This is a genomic window from Kastovskya adunca, assembly GCF_059505785.1.
The window spans coordinates 1-15,526 of sequence record NZ_JCACLG010000029.1 but is presented as its reverse complement, the minus strand read 5'-3'; the positions used below and the strand labels follow the sequence as shown (position 1 = coordinate 15,526).

The 15,526-nt window shown below is 49.4% G+C and carries 15 protein-coding genes; 14 read left to right on the top strand and 1 reads right to left on the bottom strand.

Annotated features, from left to right (window positions below):
* Nucleotides 1-125: 125 nt before the first annotated feature.
* From AC5JR3_RS11205 to AC5JR3_RS11155, 11 genes are all read left to right on the top strand, one after another.
* Nucleotides 126-1,160 carry a mechanosensitive ion channel family protein gene (locus tag AC5JR3_RS11205; protein WP_495845921.1) on the top strand — a complete coding sequence of 345 codons (1,035 nt, stop codon included), beginning with the start codon at nucleotides 126-128 and terminating at the stop codon, nucleotides 1,158-1,160.
* Nucleotides 1,142-2,494, top strand: a complete 1,353-nt coding sequence (locus AC5JR3_RS11200; RefSeq protein WP_495845920.1) for a DUF2254 domain-containing protein — start codon at nucleotides 1,142-1,144, stop codon at nucleotides 2,492-2,494. The genes AC5JR3_RS11205 and AC5JR3_RS11200 overlap by 19 nt, the downstream gene beginning before the upstream one ends.
* A 362-nt stretch (nucleotides 2,495-2,856) precedes the next feature.
* Nucleotides 2,857-3,627, top strand: coding sequence for a CRISPR-associated protein Cas4 (locus AC5JR3_RS11195; protein WP_495845918.1), 771 nt, complete (start codon nucleotides 2,857-2,859; stop codon nucleotides 3,625-3,627).
* Nucleotides 3,628-3,768: 141 nt separating this feature from the next.
* Nucleotides 3,769-4,341 (top strand): restriction endonuclease subunit S, encoded by a 573-nt coding sequence (locus tag AC5JR3_RS11190; protein ID WP_495845916.1) that lies wholly within the window; start codon nucleotides 3,769-3,771, stop codon nucleotides 4,339-4,341.
* A gap of 14 nt (nucleotides 4,342-4,355) precedes the next feature.
* Entirely contained in the window at nucleotides 4,356-5,885 is a 1,530-nt protein-coding gene (locus tag AC5JR3_RS11185) for a type I restriction-modification system subunit M (RefSeq protein ID WP_495845914.1), read from the top strand.
* A complete protein-coding gene (locus AC5JR3_RS11180; protein ID WP_495845912.1) occupies nucleotides 5,875-7,131 on the top strand; it encodes a restriction endonuclease subunit S in 1,257 nt (418 codons plus the stop codon). Before AC5JR3_RS11185 ends, AC5JR3_RS11180 begins: the two co-directional genes overlap by 11 nt.
* A gap of 43 nt (nucleotides 7,132-7,174) precedes the next feature.
* Nucleotides 7,175-7,447, top strand: a complete 273-nt coding sequence (locus AC5JR3_RS11175) for a YlcI/YnfO family protein (protein WP_495845911.1) — start codon at nucleotides 7,175-7,177, stop codon at nucleotides 7,445-7,447.
* On the top strand, nucleotides 7,444-7,833 hold the full coding sequence (locus tag AC5JR3_RS11170) for a hypothetical protein (RefSeq protein WP_495845909.1): 390 nt from the start codon (nucleotides 7,444-7,446) through the stop codon (nucleotides 7,831-7,833). The genes AC5JR3_RS11175 and AC5JR3_RS11170 overlap by 4 nt, the downstream gene beginning before the upstream one ends.
* A gap of 22 nt (nucleotides 7,834-7,855) precedes the next feature.
* Nucleotides 7,856-8,155: a hypothetical protein gene (locus tag AC5JR3_RS11165; RefSeq protein WP_495845907.1), complete on the top strand. Its 300-nt coding sequence runs from the start codon at nucleotides 7,856-7,858 to the stop codon at nucleotides 8,153-8,155.
* A gap of 12 nt (nucleotides 8,156-8,167) precedes the next feature.
* A complete protein-coding gene (locus AC5JR3_RS11160) occupies nucleotides 8,168-11,407 on the top strand; it encodes a type I restriction endonuclease subunit R (RefSeq protein ID WP_495845905.1) in 3,240 nt (1,079 codons plus the stop codon).
* Complete coding sequence (locus tag AC5JR3_RS11155; protein ID WP_495845903.1) at nucleotides 11,404-12,120, top strand: M48 family metallopeptidase; 717 nt, start codon at nucleotides 11,404-11,406, stop codon at nucleotides 12,118-12,120. The genes AC5JR3_RS11160 and AC5JR3_RS11155 overlap by 4 nt, the downstream gene beginning before the upstream one ends.
* 15 nt (nucleotides 12,121-12,135) lie before the next feature.
* On the opposite strand, the gene AC5JR3_RS11150 is transcribed toward AC5JR3_RS11155, so the two are convergent.
* Nucleotides 12,136-12,717 carry a hypothetical protein gene (locus tag AC5JR3_RS11150; protein ID WP_495845901.1) on the bottom strand — a complete coding sequence of 194 codons (582 nt, stop codon included), beginning with the start codon at nucleotides 12,715-12,717 and terminating at the stop codon, nucleotides 12,136-12,138.
* Between the two features lie 96 nt (nucleotides 12,718-12,813).
* On the opposite strand from AC5JR3_RS11150, the gene AC5JR3_RS11145 reads away from it, so the two are divergent.
* The 3 genes from AC5JR3_RS11145 (at nucleotide 12,814) to AC5JR3_RS11135 (ending at nucleotide 15,469) form a co-directional block, all read left to right on the top strand.
* Nucleotides 12,814-13,854 (top strand): hypothetical protein, encoded by a 1,041-nt coding sequence (locus AC5JR3_RS11145; RefSeq protein ID WP_495845899.1) that lies wholly within the window; start codon nucleotides 12,814-12,816, stop codon nucleotides 13,852-13,854.
* The gene (locus tag AC5JR3_RS11140) at nucleotides 13,854-14,789 is read left to right on the top strand and encodes a metallophosphoesterase (RefSeq protein ID WP_495845897.1); all 936 of its coding nucleotides are present in this window, start codon (nucleotides 13,854-13,856) and stop codon (nucleotides 14,787-14,789) included. The genes AC5JR3_RS11145 and AC5JR3_RS11140 overlap by 1 nt, the downstream gene beginning before the upstream one ends.
* A gap of 164 nt (nucleotides 14,790-14,953) precedes the next feature.
* Nucleotides 14,954-15,469, top strand: a complete 516-nt coding sequence (locus AC5JR3_RS11135; protein WP_495845895.1) for a Ycf51 family protein — start codon at nucleotides 14,954-14,956, stop codon at nucleotides 15,467-15,469.
* Nucleotides 15,470-15,526: the final 57 nt, after the last annotated feature.

Genomic DNA, 15,526 nt, shown 5'->3' with positions numbered 1-15,526 from the left:
ACTGATCTCAAACTTAGGGCTTTCAAAAGAAACAGCTTAAAGCTACAGTTTATTAACCTTAGATAGATCCCAAAATCCTTATTTTCCTTTATTATCAGCAAGGTTTTCTCTGCTGGCAAGGACTCATGAATCCAGAAACAGAAATAACAACAGCGTGGGGAAAAGTACAGGCAATGTTCGATAGCCTGATCCTCATGCTGCCTAATATTGTGTTGGCATTGATTGTCTTTGCGCTGTTTTTCTTGATCGCGCGGGCAATCAAGGCATTGGTTAAACGCCTGACTCGCACGCGTCGGCAGGCTCGAAATCTGGGAATGGTACTGGGACGTTTGTCCCAGGGAACGATTATTCTAGTGGGTTTATTTGTAGCGCTAGCCATCGTCTTCCCATCGTTCAAGCCAGGAGATTTGGTGCAACTGCTAGGGATTAGTGGTGTAGCCATTGGTTTTGCCTTCCGCGATATCCTGCAAAACTTCCTCGCTGGCATTTTGATTCTTTTGACAGAACCGTTTCAAATCGACGACCAAATTGTCTTTAAAGATTATGAGGGAACGGTAGAAGACATTCAAACCCGCGCTACAACCGTCAGAACTTACGATGGTCGTCGCATTGTGATTCCCAACGCCGAGCTGTTTACTAACTCCGTAACGGTTAATACTGCCTTTGAAAATCGCCGCTTAGAGTATGACGTCGGTATTGGCTACGGCGACAATATTGAGCAGGCGAAGCAGTTGATGATCGAAGCGATCGCCAGTGTCGATGGGGTCTTGCGACAGCCACCCCCAGAAGCCCTCGTGATGGAACTTGCCGATAGTACAGTCAATATTCGCGCCCGCTGGTGGATTCAGCCACCCCGACGAGCCGAGTCCCTTGATTCGCGGGACAGAGTGCTGACGGCGATTAAGAACAAGTTAGTTGCCAACGGTATAGATTTACCCTTCCCCACCCAGCAAGTTCTTTTCCACGACCAAACCGAAGAAACCGATGGCGATCGCACTCGTCAACGCGAGGGATGGCCCGTCGGAAAGACAGAAGCGCCACAGCCGCTGAGTTTGAGCAGATCCCTAAGGGAGCTGGCAAAAACGCGATCGCAAAGCGATGGCAATGGCAGCAAAGAGACTCAAACGGCGCAAGATGACCCATGGAAAACCCCAGGCTGAACAAAATTTGGGACTCGCTCCAATCCAGTTATTGGTTCATCCCAACGCTGATGGCGATTGTAGCGGTTGCACTGGCATTTGGAGTGTTAACCTTTGACCGCTCCGGCTTTCACGGCCCCTTTGAGAAGTGGGGCTGGATCTATACGGGTGGGCCGGAAGGGGCGCGGGCAACGCTTTCCGTCATCGCAGGTTCGATGGTTAGCGTTACGGCTACAGCCTTCTCAATTACGATTGTTGCGCTCCAGCTTGCGGCTTCAAATTTCGGGCCGCGACTGTTGCGTAACTTTATGCAGGACAAGGGCAATCAGTTCGTGCTGGGCATGTTTATTGCCACGTTTATCTATTGCTTACTCGTACTGCGGACAATCCGTGGAGAAGGAGATGGATTCAGTCAGTTTGTACCGCAGATTTCAGTAACAATTAGCCTGCTGCTAGCGATCGCCAGCATCGGCGTGCTGATTTACTTTATCCATCACGCCTCAACGATCATTCAGGTATCCAACGTCATCGCTGAAGTTAGTGCCGATTTAGACCGCGCTGTCGAGCGCCTCTTTCCTGAAAAAATGGGACGAGATAAGTCCGAATTCCAGCGGAAGGTTGCGGAAATCCCGGTCAATTTTGACAAGGAAGCTTGCCCGATTAGATCAACCCATACCGGATATATTCAGGGAATTGATAACGAAGCGTTGATGAATATTGCCTGCGATCGCGGTCTGCTTTTGCGCCTCCAGTATCGACCGGGCAAGTTTATCATTCCCGGCAGTGAGTTAGTTATGGTTTGGCCTGCCAAACAGGTGAATCGAAAGCTCGCCGATCAAATCAACGACGCCTTTATTCTGGGTAGAGAACGTAATGAACAGCAGGATATTGAGTTTCCCCTCGATCAGTTAGTCGAGATTGCTCTGCGCGCCATCTCTCCTGGCATCAATGATCCCTTTACCGCCCTGCGCTGTATTGACCGACTAAGCGCCGGGCTATGTCAGCTCGTCCAGCGGGATTTTCCCTCCCCCTATCGCTACGACGACGATGGCAATCTCCGCGTCATCGCCAAGCCAGTGACCTTTGCAGAACTAACCGACATCACTTTTAATCCGATTCGACGGTACAGTAGCTCAGATATTGGGGTGAGGCTCCGCTTGCTAGAGGCGATCGCCGTTATTGCTAGCTTCACCCGCTACGAAAAAGACCGTGCGGCGCTGCTGCGACATGCCAAGGCGATCGAGAGGGACAGCCAAGAGACAATATCGGAGGAGCTAGATCGAGAAGATATTCAAGAGCGATACTTAATGGTAATCAAGGCGCTAGAGCACAGGACTGACGCAGACCAGAGGTGAAAACGTTAATTCTTTCGTAGGGGCATTGCCATACCCTTATAGAACCCATTTGAGATCTCAGGAAGGGGCTGCAAGCCGCTTAAGCATGAGCCTGATAAATGTCGGGCTACAGGGGTGGTTGAGCGGCAATTCGCTGCTTCCAACAAATTAAACCGATAACTCTTCATCTGGAATCTTCGTGAGTGGCGTTTACTTATGTTGTAATCCGTTAACAACGAAAGATATTGACGTCACTAAATTACTGTGGCAAGATAAGGCTAACCCTGAAACTTTTGATGCAGTAAACGAGTTACAACGGTAACGAAGCCCACAAAAAAGTTCCAGTCACCTGGAACTCGTTAATTAAAAAGGTTGATTCCATTATGGCAAATTACGTCGTCAACGAAGCGGATTCCGCTTCTCATGGTTCTGTTCAACTGGTTGGCAACTCCAGCGCCGTCGCTGTGGCTGCTACTCCGGCGGCGGTGTCTCCTCCAACTCTGGTTGCTGCTGACCTGGGGCTGAAAGCTCGAAATCAGCCATATATCCACCCTAGCTGGTTGGCAAAGGCTCTCGCTGGAGATCGCCAATGTTTATCTTCGCTCCACACCCAGGCGAACTTTTCGGTTCCCAAGGCGGACGGTGACTTTGATGCTGAGGGGTACAAGATCAAGCATCAGGGCTTGCTGGTTCAGTATGCTCAGGAGTTGCGAAGCCAGGGGTACACAGTCTATGCCGAGGACTCCAATTCCTTCAAAGTCAACGCAGGGCGTGCAGTCATTTCAGGCACACCCGACATTGTGGCAATTCGAGGGGAAGAGGTTCTGATCGTGGATGCTAAAACTGGTCAGCCCCGTTCGTCTGATCAGGCACAAGTTCTGCTCTATATGCTATTTGTTCCGGTGGTGAAACTGCACGGTATCCAGCAGATTCCAGAAGGGCGGCTGGTTTACCAGGACTATAGTGCTGTGGAGGTTCACTCGTTGGCTGTGACGGAGGAATTTAAACGACGGGTTCGAGACTTGGTGACAATGATGCGGTCGGATGAGTTGCCGCCTGTTACGCCTAGTGCGAAAGAGTGCCGCTATTGTCCAGTGCGTCATATCTGTTCGCATCAGGTGACTACGGTAGCGGAGGCATCCGTTGACTGGTAGGTTCGTGCTCGCCTAGGTTCTTCTATATGAAGTGCCTGAGCAGGTGAAGACCTGAACCATAAACACTGACAGCGGGGTAGCCCGTAATTCTGTTGCCTCGCTGTCTTAATTAAATTAGTTGGCGCATTGGCGTCTGGTTCGATGACACAGGTCAAACTCAGGGATATTGCATCAATCCGCATTGGTTACGCCTTCCGCAGCAGCGTGGAGCGCGACCCAAACGGAACTGTTGGCGTTATCCAGATGAAGGATATTGATCAGTACAATCAATTGGAGCTGAGCGATGTCTATCGGGTACAGATTGAGGATCTGAAGCCCGAACATTTGCTCAAGAAGGACGATATTTTGTTTCGCTCGAAGGGAGTCTCGAATACGGCTGCCTTGGTCTCGCAGGATGTTGGGCAGTGCGTTGCGTCTGAATTGTTGACAGTCATTCGGGTGAAGAAGGCGATCGCCGGTTACATCGCCTGGTATATCAACCAACCCTACGGGCAGTATCAGATCAAACGATTTTCTAAGGGGAGTAGCTTGCTGTCGGTGAGTAACACGGAGTTGGGCGAGTTGAAGATTGAACTACCGCCTCTAGAAAGACAGCAGTTAATTGCCGAGGTTGCAGTTCTGAGCCAGCGGGAGCAGCAGATTATGGATAAACTCACCCGTAAGCGTCAGGTGTATACCAATGCTGTGTTAATGAAACAGGTCAAAGCGGAGTAGGAAGAAGGGGAAAGATGGCTGAGACAACGAAGATCAAGCAAGACGAAATTAACAGTATTCTCTGGCAGGCGTGCGATACCTTCCGGGGAGTGATCGACCCGTCCGAATATAAGAACTACATCCTGGTGATGCTGTTTTTGAAATACATCAGCGAGATTTGGAAGGATAACTATGAGAAGTACCAGAAGCAGTATGAGGATGATGACGAGCGCATCCGGCGCAAACTAGAGCGCGAACGCTTTGTGATTCCTAAGGGTGCTAACTTCTTCGATGTGTATGAGCAGCGGGGCGCAGACAACATTGGGGAACTGATCAATATGGCTTTGGAGGCGATTGAAGAACATCCAACGAACAAAGCCAAGTTGGATGGGGTGTTCCGCAATATTGACTTTAACTCTGAGGCAAACTTGGGACGGACGAAGGATCGTAATCGCCGCCTGAAGAATTTGCTGGAGGACTTTGCGAACCCGAAGCTGGATCTGCGCCCGTCGCGGGTGAGTGAGGACATTATTGGCAATGCCTACATCTATTTAATTGAACGGTTTGCAACGGGAGCCGGGAAGAAGGCAGGCGAGTTCTTTACGCCAGAGCAAATCTCGAAGTTGATAGCAAAGCTGGCGCAGCCTAAACCGGGCGATCGCATCTGTGATCCAGCTTGTGGATCGGGTTCGCTGCTGATTGAGGTGGCGAAGGAGGTTGGCAGTAGCAACTATTCACTGTTTGGGCAGGAGGTGAACGGTGGCACCTGGGCGCTGGCGCGGATGAATATGTTTCTGCATGGGATGGATGCCGCTCGAATTGAGTGGTGCGATACGTTGAACAGTCCAGCACTGGTGGAACTGGACAAGCTGATGAAGTTCAACGTGGTGGTGGCGAATCCACCGTTCTCGCTGGAGAAGTGGGGGGCGGAGAGTGCGGACAAAGATACCTATAACCGTTTCTGGCGAGGAGTGCCTCCGAAGACGAAGGGCGATTATGCCTTTATCACCCACATGATTGAGACCGCCTTGCCGAAAGATGGGCGGGTGGCAGTGATTGCGCCGCATGGTGTGCTGTTTAGAGGGGCGGGTGAGGGGCGGATTCGGCAGAAGTTGATTGAGGAGAATATTCTAGACGCGGTGATTGGGTTGCCGCCCAACCTGTTTCCCAGTACGTCGATTCCTGTTGCGATTATGGTGTTTGATCGCTCACGGGAAGAGGGAGGGGCGAATGAAAACCGTCGGGATGTGATGTTTATTGATGCCAGCAATGATTATCAGCCTGGAAAGAACCAGAATGCGTTGCTGGATGAGCATGTGGAGAAAGTTGCTCAGGCTTACCTGGTGCGGCAGGATGTGGCGAAGTATGCCCGTGCGGTGCCTGTTGAGGAAATTAAAGACAACGACTTCAACCTGAATATTCCGCGCTATGTCGATACCTTTGAGGAGGAAGAGGAAATTGACATTTTGGAGGTGCAGAAAGAGATTGATCTTCTGGAGAAAGAGCTAGCTACTGTGCAAAGCAAAATGGCAATTTATTTAAAGGAGCTTGGTCATGCCAAATAGAGGTATTGAGCGCCCAGGTTACTATAAAACCGAGATTGGCTGGTTGCCGCTTGATTGGATCGTGGTGCCAATTGGCAAAGTTGTTAAGTTATCTCAATACGGGCTTTCAATTGCATCTGATGCAGAAGGTTCAACGCCGATTATTGGAATGAAAAATTTGGTGAGTGGTAAAGTCCTACTCAACGATTTAGCAAAAGTTTCAATTGGGCAGGAGGATGTTGAGAAGTTTCGTTTACTACCAGGAGATATTCTTCTTAATCGAACTAACAGTTATGACTTGGTAGGCAAAGTTGCAATTTATGACTCGAATCAACTTGCTGTTTTTGCTTCCTATCTAGTGCGTTTTCAGTTCAACACAAGTCAAATTTTGCCAGAATTTGTAGACTATTTCTTGAATTCAAATCCAGCACAACAGCGTTTGAAAAAATTGGCAACCAAAGGAGTAAGTCAAGCAAACATAAATCCTACTGTTTTTAAAGAGCAGTTTCTAATACCTGTACCTTCAATTCAGGAGCAAAAGAGAATTGCTGAGATTTTAGCGACTTGGGATGAGGCGATCGCGCTGACGGAGAGGGCGATCGAAGCGAAACAGAATCTTAGAACTGCTCTTTTGAGTAAACTTCTTAATTTTGAGAAATCTCATCAAACAAAAATTGGGGAGATCTCTCAGGTTAAGTCTGGTTCAACCCCGCTACGAGCAAACTACGAATCATACTTTAAGGCTGGTACAGTTCCTTGGGTAAAAACAATGGATCTTAATAATGGATTCATTTATAAAACTGCCGAATTAATAACTGATACTGCAATTAAACAAACAGCTTGCTCCGTGTTTCCTAAAGGTACTGTTTTGGTTGCCATGTATGGTGGTTTTAATCAGATTGGTAGAACTGGCTTGCTTAAGATTGATGCAGCAGTTAACCAAGCAATATCAGCTATTCAGGTAGATAAAAGTATTGTCTTACCTGAGTATCTTCTCCAGTATCTAAACGCAAAAGTTGACTATTGGAAACGTTTTGCAGCTAGTAGCCGTAAAGATCCAAATATTACAAGAAAAGATGTATGTGATTTTCCAATTGTAGTTCCCTCCTTGTTGGAGCAGAGAAAGATTGTTGATGTGCTTGAGGCTTCAGATCACGAGATAAGTCTTCTGCATCAATATTGCGCTTGTCTGCAAAGACAAAAACGTGGGCTAATGCAGAAACTCTTGACAGGAGAATGGCGTGTTGCAGTTCAGGAGGCAGCTTAGCAATCTCTCAATTCAAATCATCAAACATTCAGAGGTATGCCCCATGACTACTCAACCCATTACCCTCCAACTTCCCCCCGAACTGTTGGCACAGGTGCAGGCGATCGCAGGTAACCCTGAGAACTTGCAGGAGTTTGTGATTCGGGCGATCGAGCATGAGATCGAACGCGCTCAACCCAATCCACCAAAATCCCAATTTTGGCAGAAACTTGAGCAACTCCGCGCCCAAATGCAAGCTGAGGGGATTGAAATTGACCCTGATGAAATTTGGGGAGATGTGCGCGATCGTTCTCCGGGACGGGACGTGAACCTATGAGTCGTTATCTAATTGATACCAACATCCTTTCCGAACCGATTAGACCTCAACCCACGCCGATTGTGGTTGAAACCATGCGCCGTTATACCAATGACATTGCGATCGCATCTATCACCTGGCACGAGATTTTTTTGGTTGTCGGCGATTACCTCCCTCTAGAAGACGCGAAACCCTTGAGCAATACCTTGAGGAGGTACAGGATACATTTCCAATTCTGTCTTACACCCAAGAAGCAGCTACCTGGCACGCTTCAGAACGCGCTCGACTCACAGCGATCGGTCAACCCCCTGCTTTTCAGGATGGACAAATTGCAGCGATCGCCCATGTCAACAACCTTATTCTTATCACTAACAATGTTTCTGATTACACCAACTTTCAAAACTTGACCCTAGAAAACTGGTTTGCGCCATGACGATTACTGTTCCCATTCACGCGATCGAACTTGCCCCCGACAGCACAGTCAGCATTCATAACCTATCCTGGCAGGACTTTGAATCGCTGCTGCTGGAGATGGGAGAAAAGCGAAGCACCCGTGTTGCATACTACCGAGGCACTCTAGAAATCATATCGCCGCTGGCACTCCACGTTGGCGAAGCATGCCCTTTAGGCATACGCCCCCACCGCATTATTGCCGATATTCTCAAAGCCATCCTTGATGCCCAAGACCGCAACTGGGAAGATTTTGACCCCACCACCCTCCAAGCATGATCCAGGCGCAACATGACCCAAGGCTTCCGGTTCAATGAAAAATATTTGTCCCAAATCCCTGCCCTGCAACTGCTGATCAATTTGGGCTATGAATATTTGCCGTCCGAGGCGGTACAGAAACAACGGCGCGGCAAACTCAGCAATGTACTGCTGGAAGACATTCTCTACAGCCAGTTGAAGAAACTCAACCGCATCACCTTCAAGGGACAGGAGTATCTGTTCACCGAGGCAAACATCCAGGAAGCCATTCAACGCCTCAAAAACCTCCGGTACGACGGATTACTCAAGACGAACGAAGAAATCTACGACTACCTAACCCTTGGCACCAGCCTGGAGCAAACGATCGAAGGGAATTCCAAAAGCTATAGCCTACGCTACATTGACTGGCGCAACTGGCAAAACAACGTATTTCATGTCGTTGCTGAGTTTAGTGTTGAACGAACCCGCAGCACCGAAACAGCCCGCCCTGATATTGTGCTGTTCGTCAACGGCATCCCCTTCGCCGTGATTGAATGCAAATCTCCTAAAACTGAAGTTGAGCAGGCGATTTCCCAGTGCATTCGCAACCAGCGCGACGAATTCATTCCTAAACTCTTCACCTACACCCAACTGCTACTAGCAACCAACAAAAACTCAGCCCGTTACGCTACTACGGGAACTCCAGCAAAATTTTGGGCGTGTTGGCGCGAACAATACGATAAAGAGCAGGACATCCAAACCCTAGTCAACACTCCCCTACATGATGACCAGAAGGCAATTCTCTTTTCCGGGGACTTTGCCTCAGCCCGCCGTCATTTTGACGCACTAGAGGCAGACGGGCGACAGGTCACAGAGCAAGACCGTGCCATCTATAGCCTGTGCCGCCCAGAGCGAATACTTGACCTGGCTTACCAATTCACAGTTTTCGATGGTGGTGTTCGGAAGATTGCCCGTTACCAACAGTTCTTTGCTGTAAAAGACATTCTGAAACGGGTGAAACAGCTTGATGCCCAGGAACGACGTAAAGGTGGAGTCATTTGGCATACCCAGGGATCTGGCAAATCGCTGACGATGGTGATGGTGGCAAGAGCTTTAGCTCTCGATCCTGACATCCCCACTCACCGCATTGTCATCGTCACCGATCGCACCGACCTGGACGATCAAATCAAGAAAACCTTTGCCAGTTGCGGAATGCATCCCGAACAGGCAGATTCTGGTCGGAACCTCGTTCGGTTGATTGAAGAAAAGACTGAAATCATCACTACCCTGATCCACAAATTCACAGCAGCCCTACGGGTTCGGAGGTTTGAAGACCCTGACCCCAATATTTTTATCCTGATTGATGAAAGCCACCGCAGTCAGTACGGCTCCTTCCATCCCAAAATGCAGATAGTCTTTCCCAATGCCTGCTACCTGGGGTTCACGGGAACTCCTTTGATGAAGAAGCAGAAGAACACTTTTGCGAAGTTTGGCGGCATTATCGATCCGCCCTACACGATTCGCCGTGCAGTGGAAGACCATGCAGTGGTGCCATTACTCTATGAAGGTCGCCACAGCGAGCAGGAAGTTAACCAGAAGGGCATTGATGCTTGGTTCGATCGGCTGTGCCAGGGACTCACTGATGAGCAGAAGGTTGATCTGAAGAAGAAGTACAGTCAAGCTTCCATGCTCCAAAAAACGGAGCAAACCATCTACTGTCGCGCCTTCGATATCAGCGAACACTACCGCCAGAACTGGCAGGGCACAGGCTTCAAAGCTCAACTGGTTGCGCCCAGTAAAGCGTCTGCCTTGAAGTACAAACAATTTCTGGACGACCTCGGCTACGTTACTTCCGAAGTCATCATTTCCCCACCCGACGATCGCGAAGGATACGAAGAGGTGGAAGGTGAACCCACTGATGAGGTTCAAAAGTTCTGGCAGCAAATGATGAAACGCTATGGCTCAGAGCGCGAGTACAATCAGCAGAGCATCAACAGCTTTAAATACGGCGACACACCAGAAATTCTGATTGTGGTGGATAAGCTGCTGACTGGGTTCGATGCACCTCGTAATACCGTTCTATACCTGACTCGTTCTCTCAGAGAACATTCCCTGTTGCAGGCGATCGCCCGCGTCAATCGTCTTTACTCCGTTGAGGTTCCCAACCCACAACCTGGTAGCAGTTCTGAGGCGATCGCCAATAACGAGAAGGAATTTGGCTACATCCTTGACTATGTGGGTGTTTTGGGCGAACTGGATAAAGCCCTAACAGCCTACAATGCTTTGGAAGGCTTTGACGAGGAAGACCTGGCAGGCACGCTCACGAATATCCGTGAGGAGATCAGCAAGCTGCCTAAACGTCATGCCGACCTGCTAGACATTTTTAAAGAGATTAGTAACAAGCGGGATGAGGAAGAGTACGAGCGGTTCCTTGCCAATGAGGAGCGCCGACACGAGTTTTACGAACGGTTGGCACTGTTCTCAAAAGCGTTGGCGATCGCCTTGTCGTCTGAGAAATTCCTCCTAGAAACCCCTGATTATAAGATTGACCTCTACAAGCGTGACCTCAAACGGTTTCAAAACCTGAAGGCAGCCGTGAAGCTGCGCTATCAAGAAGCAGTTGACTACCGGGATCTGGAACCCAAAATCCAGAAACTTTTGGATACCCACGTCTTTGCCAATGAAGTGATTCAAATTGCTCCTCCCGTCAACATCTTTGACGAGACGGCATTTCGGACAACGATTGAACAACAAGATACCCCTGCCTCCAAAGCAGACACGATCGCCAGTGCCACCAAGCGCACCATTACCGAGCGCATGGATGAAGACCCGGCGTTCTATAAGAAGTTCTCAGAAATGGTTCAGCAGGCGATCGACGACTTTCGCGCCAAACGGATTTCGGAGGCAGAGTACCTGCAACGGGCTGAAGAGATTCGAGATGCGATCGTGAACCGCCAACCTGAAGACCATCAATCGGAAGAGTTGCTGCAAAATCCAGATGCTATGGCGCTCTATGGCTTGCTCAAGCCCTTTGTCGAAAAGCACGCCCAGAAACGGGAAACGGTTGAAACGGTTAGTGCTGAAGCAGCCATTGCTATCTGCGATATCATTCGAGGGCAGGTGATTGTTGATTGGGTCAACAACGAAGATGTCCAGAAGGACATGATGAACCATATCGATGATTATCTGTATGATGTGGTACGCGACCAGCATGGCATTCAACTGAGCCATGACGAGATGGATGAAATCATCCAGCAGTCGCTACAACTGGCGAGACGCAGAATGGCAGCATGATTGTTGAGACGCATCGGTGCATCACTTACGGGGATAAGGCGATCGAGTTTGAGATTATCCGCTCAAGCCGGAAAACACTGGACATCTCCGTCCACCCCAATCGAACCGTCACCGTCAAAGCCCCTATCGACGCTCTGCTGGAGGAGATAGATCGGCGCGTCAAGAACCACGCCCGCTGGATTCTTAAGCAGCAAAACTATTTCAGCCAGTTTGAACCCCGTACCCCACCGCGTCAATATGTTAGCGGCGAGACGCACCTTTACCTGGGACGGCAGTACCGCCTAAAAGTCCAGCAAAGTGCCCAATCCTCTGTAAAGCTGAAGGGGCGATTCCTCACTGTAGAAACACCCCAGCCAGACAACAATGATATGACCCGCGAACTGCTGGAGAACTGGTATCTGGAGAAGGCACGACTAAAGTTTGAGGAACGGTTGGATATCTGTTTCGCAGCGTTTAAGCGGTTAGGGTGCGATCGCCCACCCCTTCAAATTCGGCAACTCTCTAAACGTTGGGGCAGCTTGACCGCTAGTGGCACGATGATTCTTAACCGCGATCTGATCCGCGCTTCTTCTCGATGCATTGATTATGTCGTAACCCATGAACTATGCCACTTAAAGCACCCCGATCACAGCCCAGACTTCTACAATTTCCTTAGCTCTATCATGCTCGACTGGGAATATCGAAAGAGCAAGCTTGAGCAGATGTTGATTTGAGAATTTGCGTCAGTCTTAGAGCAGTGATACTCCTTGAGTTCTTACTAACCACTGTTCAAAGACTTGGACTGAGCCGATCGCCGTCTGTATCAGGGGCCAACCCACCAAACAAATTAGTGCCGCCCGAAGCGTGGTGATATCTAACCCTTGCCGCACCGCCACAATCACCGCCAGCAAACTCCAGGCAGATAATACTAGCTCAATCGGTCTTCCTAGCAAGGGAATCAACGTTAAAAAGTTTAATACCTGGGGAGCATAGGCAAAACCAATGGGAATCAGCAACTCACCATAGGTTAAAGAACTCCGTCGGAGCCACTTCCCAATCTGCCAGATGGTAAATGTCCAAAAATAGTAACCCGCAGTCACACTTAGCCCACTCAGAAGTAACGCCAATAGAAACAGCGGCAAACTGGCTCGATTAACCAACAAAATCAACGCACTTCCTAACATATAAGACAGAGCGGCTAAAATCACGATTGATCGGGCTGTAGCTCGGTTTAGGGGCGTATTACGAGCATTTTCATAAAAATCACCATCTAAAGAGAGTGCCTTCCAGATGGTTCTACCTAAACTCCGTCTGATTTCCTGGTTGCTCACAGTGATTCAGATTCTTACCAAATTCGCTCAAATATCTACAATATCTGTTAATCATCAGTTGTCATGACTAACACCACTGAATAAGACAAAACTTAAATGCTGCACTTAATCGAGCGGATACTGCTGTGGCTGCGGGGGGGAGCTTTAAAGCTACTAATTTTAGCGGGAATCATCCTTTTGGTTTGGGGAACACTCTCTCCTGTGGGAACGCTGATGTGGTGGTTGAACGAAGGGGCAAACACTTTAGGTTTGAAAAACAAGACGTTTAAAGGCTTACCTTCTGGCGATCGCTCCCCTGCTGTTGCCCAATCTTCAACGACTAATTGCTACATCATCTTTTTGGCGGGAGTGGGAAATTTTTCAGCCACTCGGTTGGTTCCAGGAGAAAAAATCTTTCTCAAGGGCTTAGAGAAAAATCATCCCGACTGCGTTGCTGTTGAAGGCGTCTTTGCGTACTCCGTCGCCAACGAAAGTTTAGGGGGAGAGCGCTTTCTCGCTCCTCTCTGGCGCTTTGCCGAACAGGCAGATGGCCCATTAGGAATGGCAGACATCCTGATCAAAATCCGCAATCTCTGGCGATTTGCGATTTCCATTGATGACCGCTACAGCCCCATCTACAACCAGGGAGTTGCCAGTGCCATCATTGACCAGATGAATGCCGCCCAATCTATCTCTACTTCCTCATCATCACCGCTGAAAATTGTCCTCGTTGGCACCAGTGGCGGCGCACAGGTCGCCCTCGGTGCCGCCACTTATCTAGATCAGTGGCTAGATGCTCAGATCGTTGTCTTATCCATTGGTGGTGTTTTTGCGGGAAATCATGGGTTTGACGCAGCTGATGACGTCTACCACCTCCAAGGGCGTCGAGACTGGATAGAAGACCTTGGTAGCATTCTCTTCCCCTCTCGCTGGCCTTGGACTGTTACCTCCCCGTTTAATCGAGCGCGTTGGCAGGGACGTTACAGCGCAGGCTTCAGTGGCCCCCATGCTCATGATGGTTCGGAAGGCTACTTTGGTGTCAAACCAGTTAACGAGAACGGCACCACTTATGTAGAGCTAACGTTACAAAAAGTTAATCAGTTGCCAATTTGGTCTGACCGGAACTCATCTAAAAATAGGCGCGACCTAAGCCCATAATGAAGTACAAGTTTATTAAATACCTCTTACTCGGTTTGTTGGGAGTAGTCAGCACCTATCTAATTTGGGGTGTGGCAATCGAACCTTACTGGATTGACCGAGAAGAGGAAATTGCAGAAATTCCCAGTCTTCCCCCTCCTTGGCAGGGGAAAAAGGTTGGCGTTATTGCCGATATGCAGGTGGGGATGTGGTGGGATAATACCTCCACCATCCGCCGCATTGTTGAGCAATTAGTTGCAGAACGTCCAGCAATCGTGCTGATCGCTGGCGACTTTATCTACCATCCCGGCAAAGATCCAACGACAGAGCTAAAGAAAGTCACTGCACTGATTCGCCCACTGGTAGAAGCTGGCATCCCTACCTATGCTGTGTTGGGCAATCATGACTATGGGATAAACAAGCAGCAAGCACCCAGGGATGAGCGTTTATCTGTGCAAGTGCAGGAAGCGTTAAAAGCAGCAGGGGTGAGGGTATTAAAGAATGAGGCGGTGCCGCTAAACCTTACTCAGACACAAAGCCAGACAGATGAGGCAGCTTTGTACTTAGTGGGGATAGGGCCGCACCTACCCAAAGAGGACAAGCCAAAAGTTGCCTTAGCCCAGGTACCAGACAATGCCCCTAGGCTGGTGATGATGCACAATCCTAAGACTTTTGAAGCTTTGCCTGCCAATACTGCCCCACTTGCTGTTGCGGGACACACCCACGGAGGGCAGATTCGCCTGTTGCCATTTGGCTTGACGCCTATGTGGTTCTTGGTGAGTGACGAAGAGGATTTGGTGCCTGCTGCTGGCTGGGTTGAAGACTACGGGCAGCCAGGAAATCGTCTTTACATTAACCGGGGGATTGGTTTTAGCCGTGTGCCAGTGCGAATTAACGCGCCACCAGAGCTGACTTTGTTCACCCTACGCCAAGCGAGCGATGCGGCGACTCAGTAGCACCAAGACGCGATTGGAGGCAAATAAAGTGATGGGGAATGGCGAATCACTCCTAAGCTGCCTTACTCTGTTGGTGACGCTGATAGGATGAAGATGAAAGCTGGTCAAATTGAGGGCGAAAAACCCTACTGTTACCACTTAACCCCGTCCTGATTATTTAACCTATGGATTTGCAATTACCTATTGATTTTATTACTGCCGGAAAGTGGTTAGGCATCGTCACCATTATTTCTGCTGTTCTTGTCGTGATCGCCTTTCTCTTCAAATGGGGTATCCGCTTTCGCTTAGTAGGAGTTACAGGCTTTTTAGGCGTGCTAACGGTAGGTCTGTTTGGACTGAGTCTGGGACTCTTTAGCCGCACCACAATTCCTGGTGCCCTTCGCTATGCGGTAGTCTACGACAACGGTGGCCCAGAAGTAGTGATTAAAGTGCAACCAGAAATCACGACTACTCAGTTGGAGGCAACACTTCAGCAAGCCGCCGCTGACTTGTATTCTCTGGGACGCCGGGGTGGGGTAGACAATTTGCTAATCATCCGCGCCCGCACTGTCACTCATCCAGAACCCGGAATTTCCCAACCCCTTTTCCTAGGACAAGCAAAGCGATCGCTTGCCATTCGCGAAGATGAGCAGATGCAAGTCGAAGTCTTTCCCGAAAGCTTCGCTCAGTTACCCAGTTAAGAGCAGGGGAGCGGGGGTGCAGGGGTGCAGGGGTGCAGGGGTGCAGGGGTGCAGGGG

Bases quoted from the DNA above. Each gene is read 5' to 3' on its own strand.
- AC5JR3_RS11205 (WP_495845921.1), top strand. From the start codon at position 126: ATGAATCCAGAAACAGAAATAACAACAGCGTGGGGAAAAGTACAGGCA.
- AC5JR3_RS11200 (WP_495845920.1), top strand. From the start codon at position 1,142: ATGGAAAACCCCAGGCTGAACAAAATTTGGGACTCGCTCCAATCCAGT.
- AC5JR3_RS11195 (WP_495845918.1), top strand. From the start codon at position 2,857: ATGGCAAATTACGTCGTCAACGAAGCGGATTCCGCTTCTCATGGTTCT.
- AC5JR3_RS11190 (WP_495845916.1), top strand. From the start codon at position 3,769: ATGACACAGGTCAAACTCAGGGATATTGCATCAATCCGCATTGGTTAC.
- AC5JR3_RS11185 (WP_495845914.1), top strand. From the start codon at position 4,356: ATGGCTGAGACAACGAAGATCAAGCAAGACGAAATTAACAGTATTCTC.
- AC5JR3_RS11180 (WP_495845912.1), top strand. From the start codon at position 5,875: ATGCCAAATAGAGGTATTGAGCGCCCAGGTTACTATAAAACCGAGATT.
- AC5JR3_RS11175 (WP_495845911.1), top strand. From the start codon at position 7,175: ATGACTACTCAACCCATTACCCTCCAACTTCCCCCCGAACTGTTGGCA.
- AC5JR3_RS11170 (WP_495845909.1), top strand. From the start codon at position 7,444: ATGAGTCGTTATCTAATTGATACCAACATCCTTTCCGAACCGATTAGA.
- AC5JR3_RS11165 (WP_495845907.1), top strand. From the start codon at position 7,856: ATGACGATTACTGTTCCCATTCACGCGATCGAACTTGCCCCCGACAGC.
- AC5JR3_RS11160 (WP_495845905.1), top strand. From the start codon at position 8,168: ATGACCCAAGGCTTCCGGTTCAATGAAAAATATTTGTCCCAAATCCCT.
- AC5JR3_RS11155 (WP_495845903.1), top strand. From the start codon at position 11,404: ATGATTGTTGAGACGCATCGGTGCATCACTTACGGGGATAAGGCGATC.
- AC5JR3_RS11145 (WP_495845899.1), top strand. From the start codon at position 12,814: ATGCTGCACTTAATCGAGCGGATACTGCTGTGGCTGCGGGGGGGAGCT.
- AC5JR3_RS11140 (WP_495845897.1), top strand. From the start codon at position 13,854: ATGAAGTACAAGTTTATTAAATACCTCTTACTCGGTTTGTTGGGAGTA.
- AC5JR3_RS11135 (WP_495845895.1), top strand. From the start codon at position 14,954: ATGGATTTGCAATTACCTATTGATTTTATTACTGCCGGAAAGTGGTTA.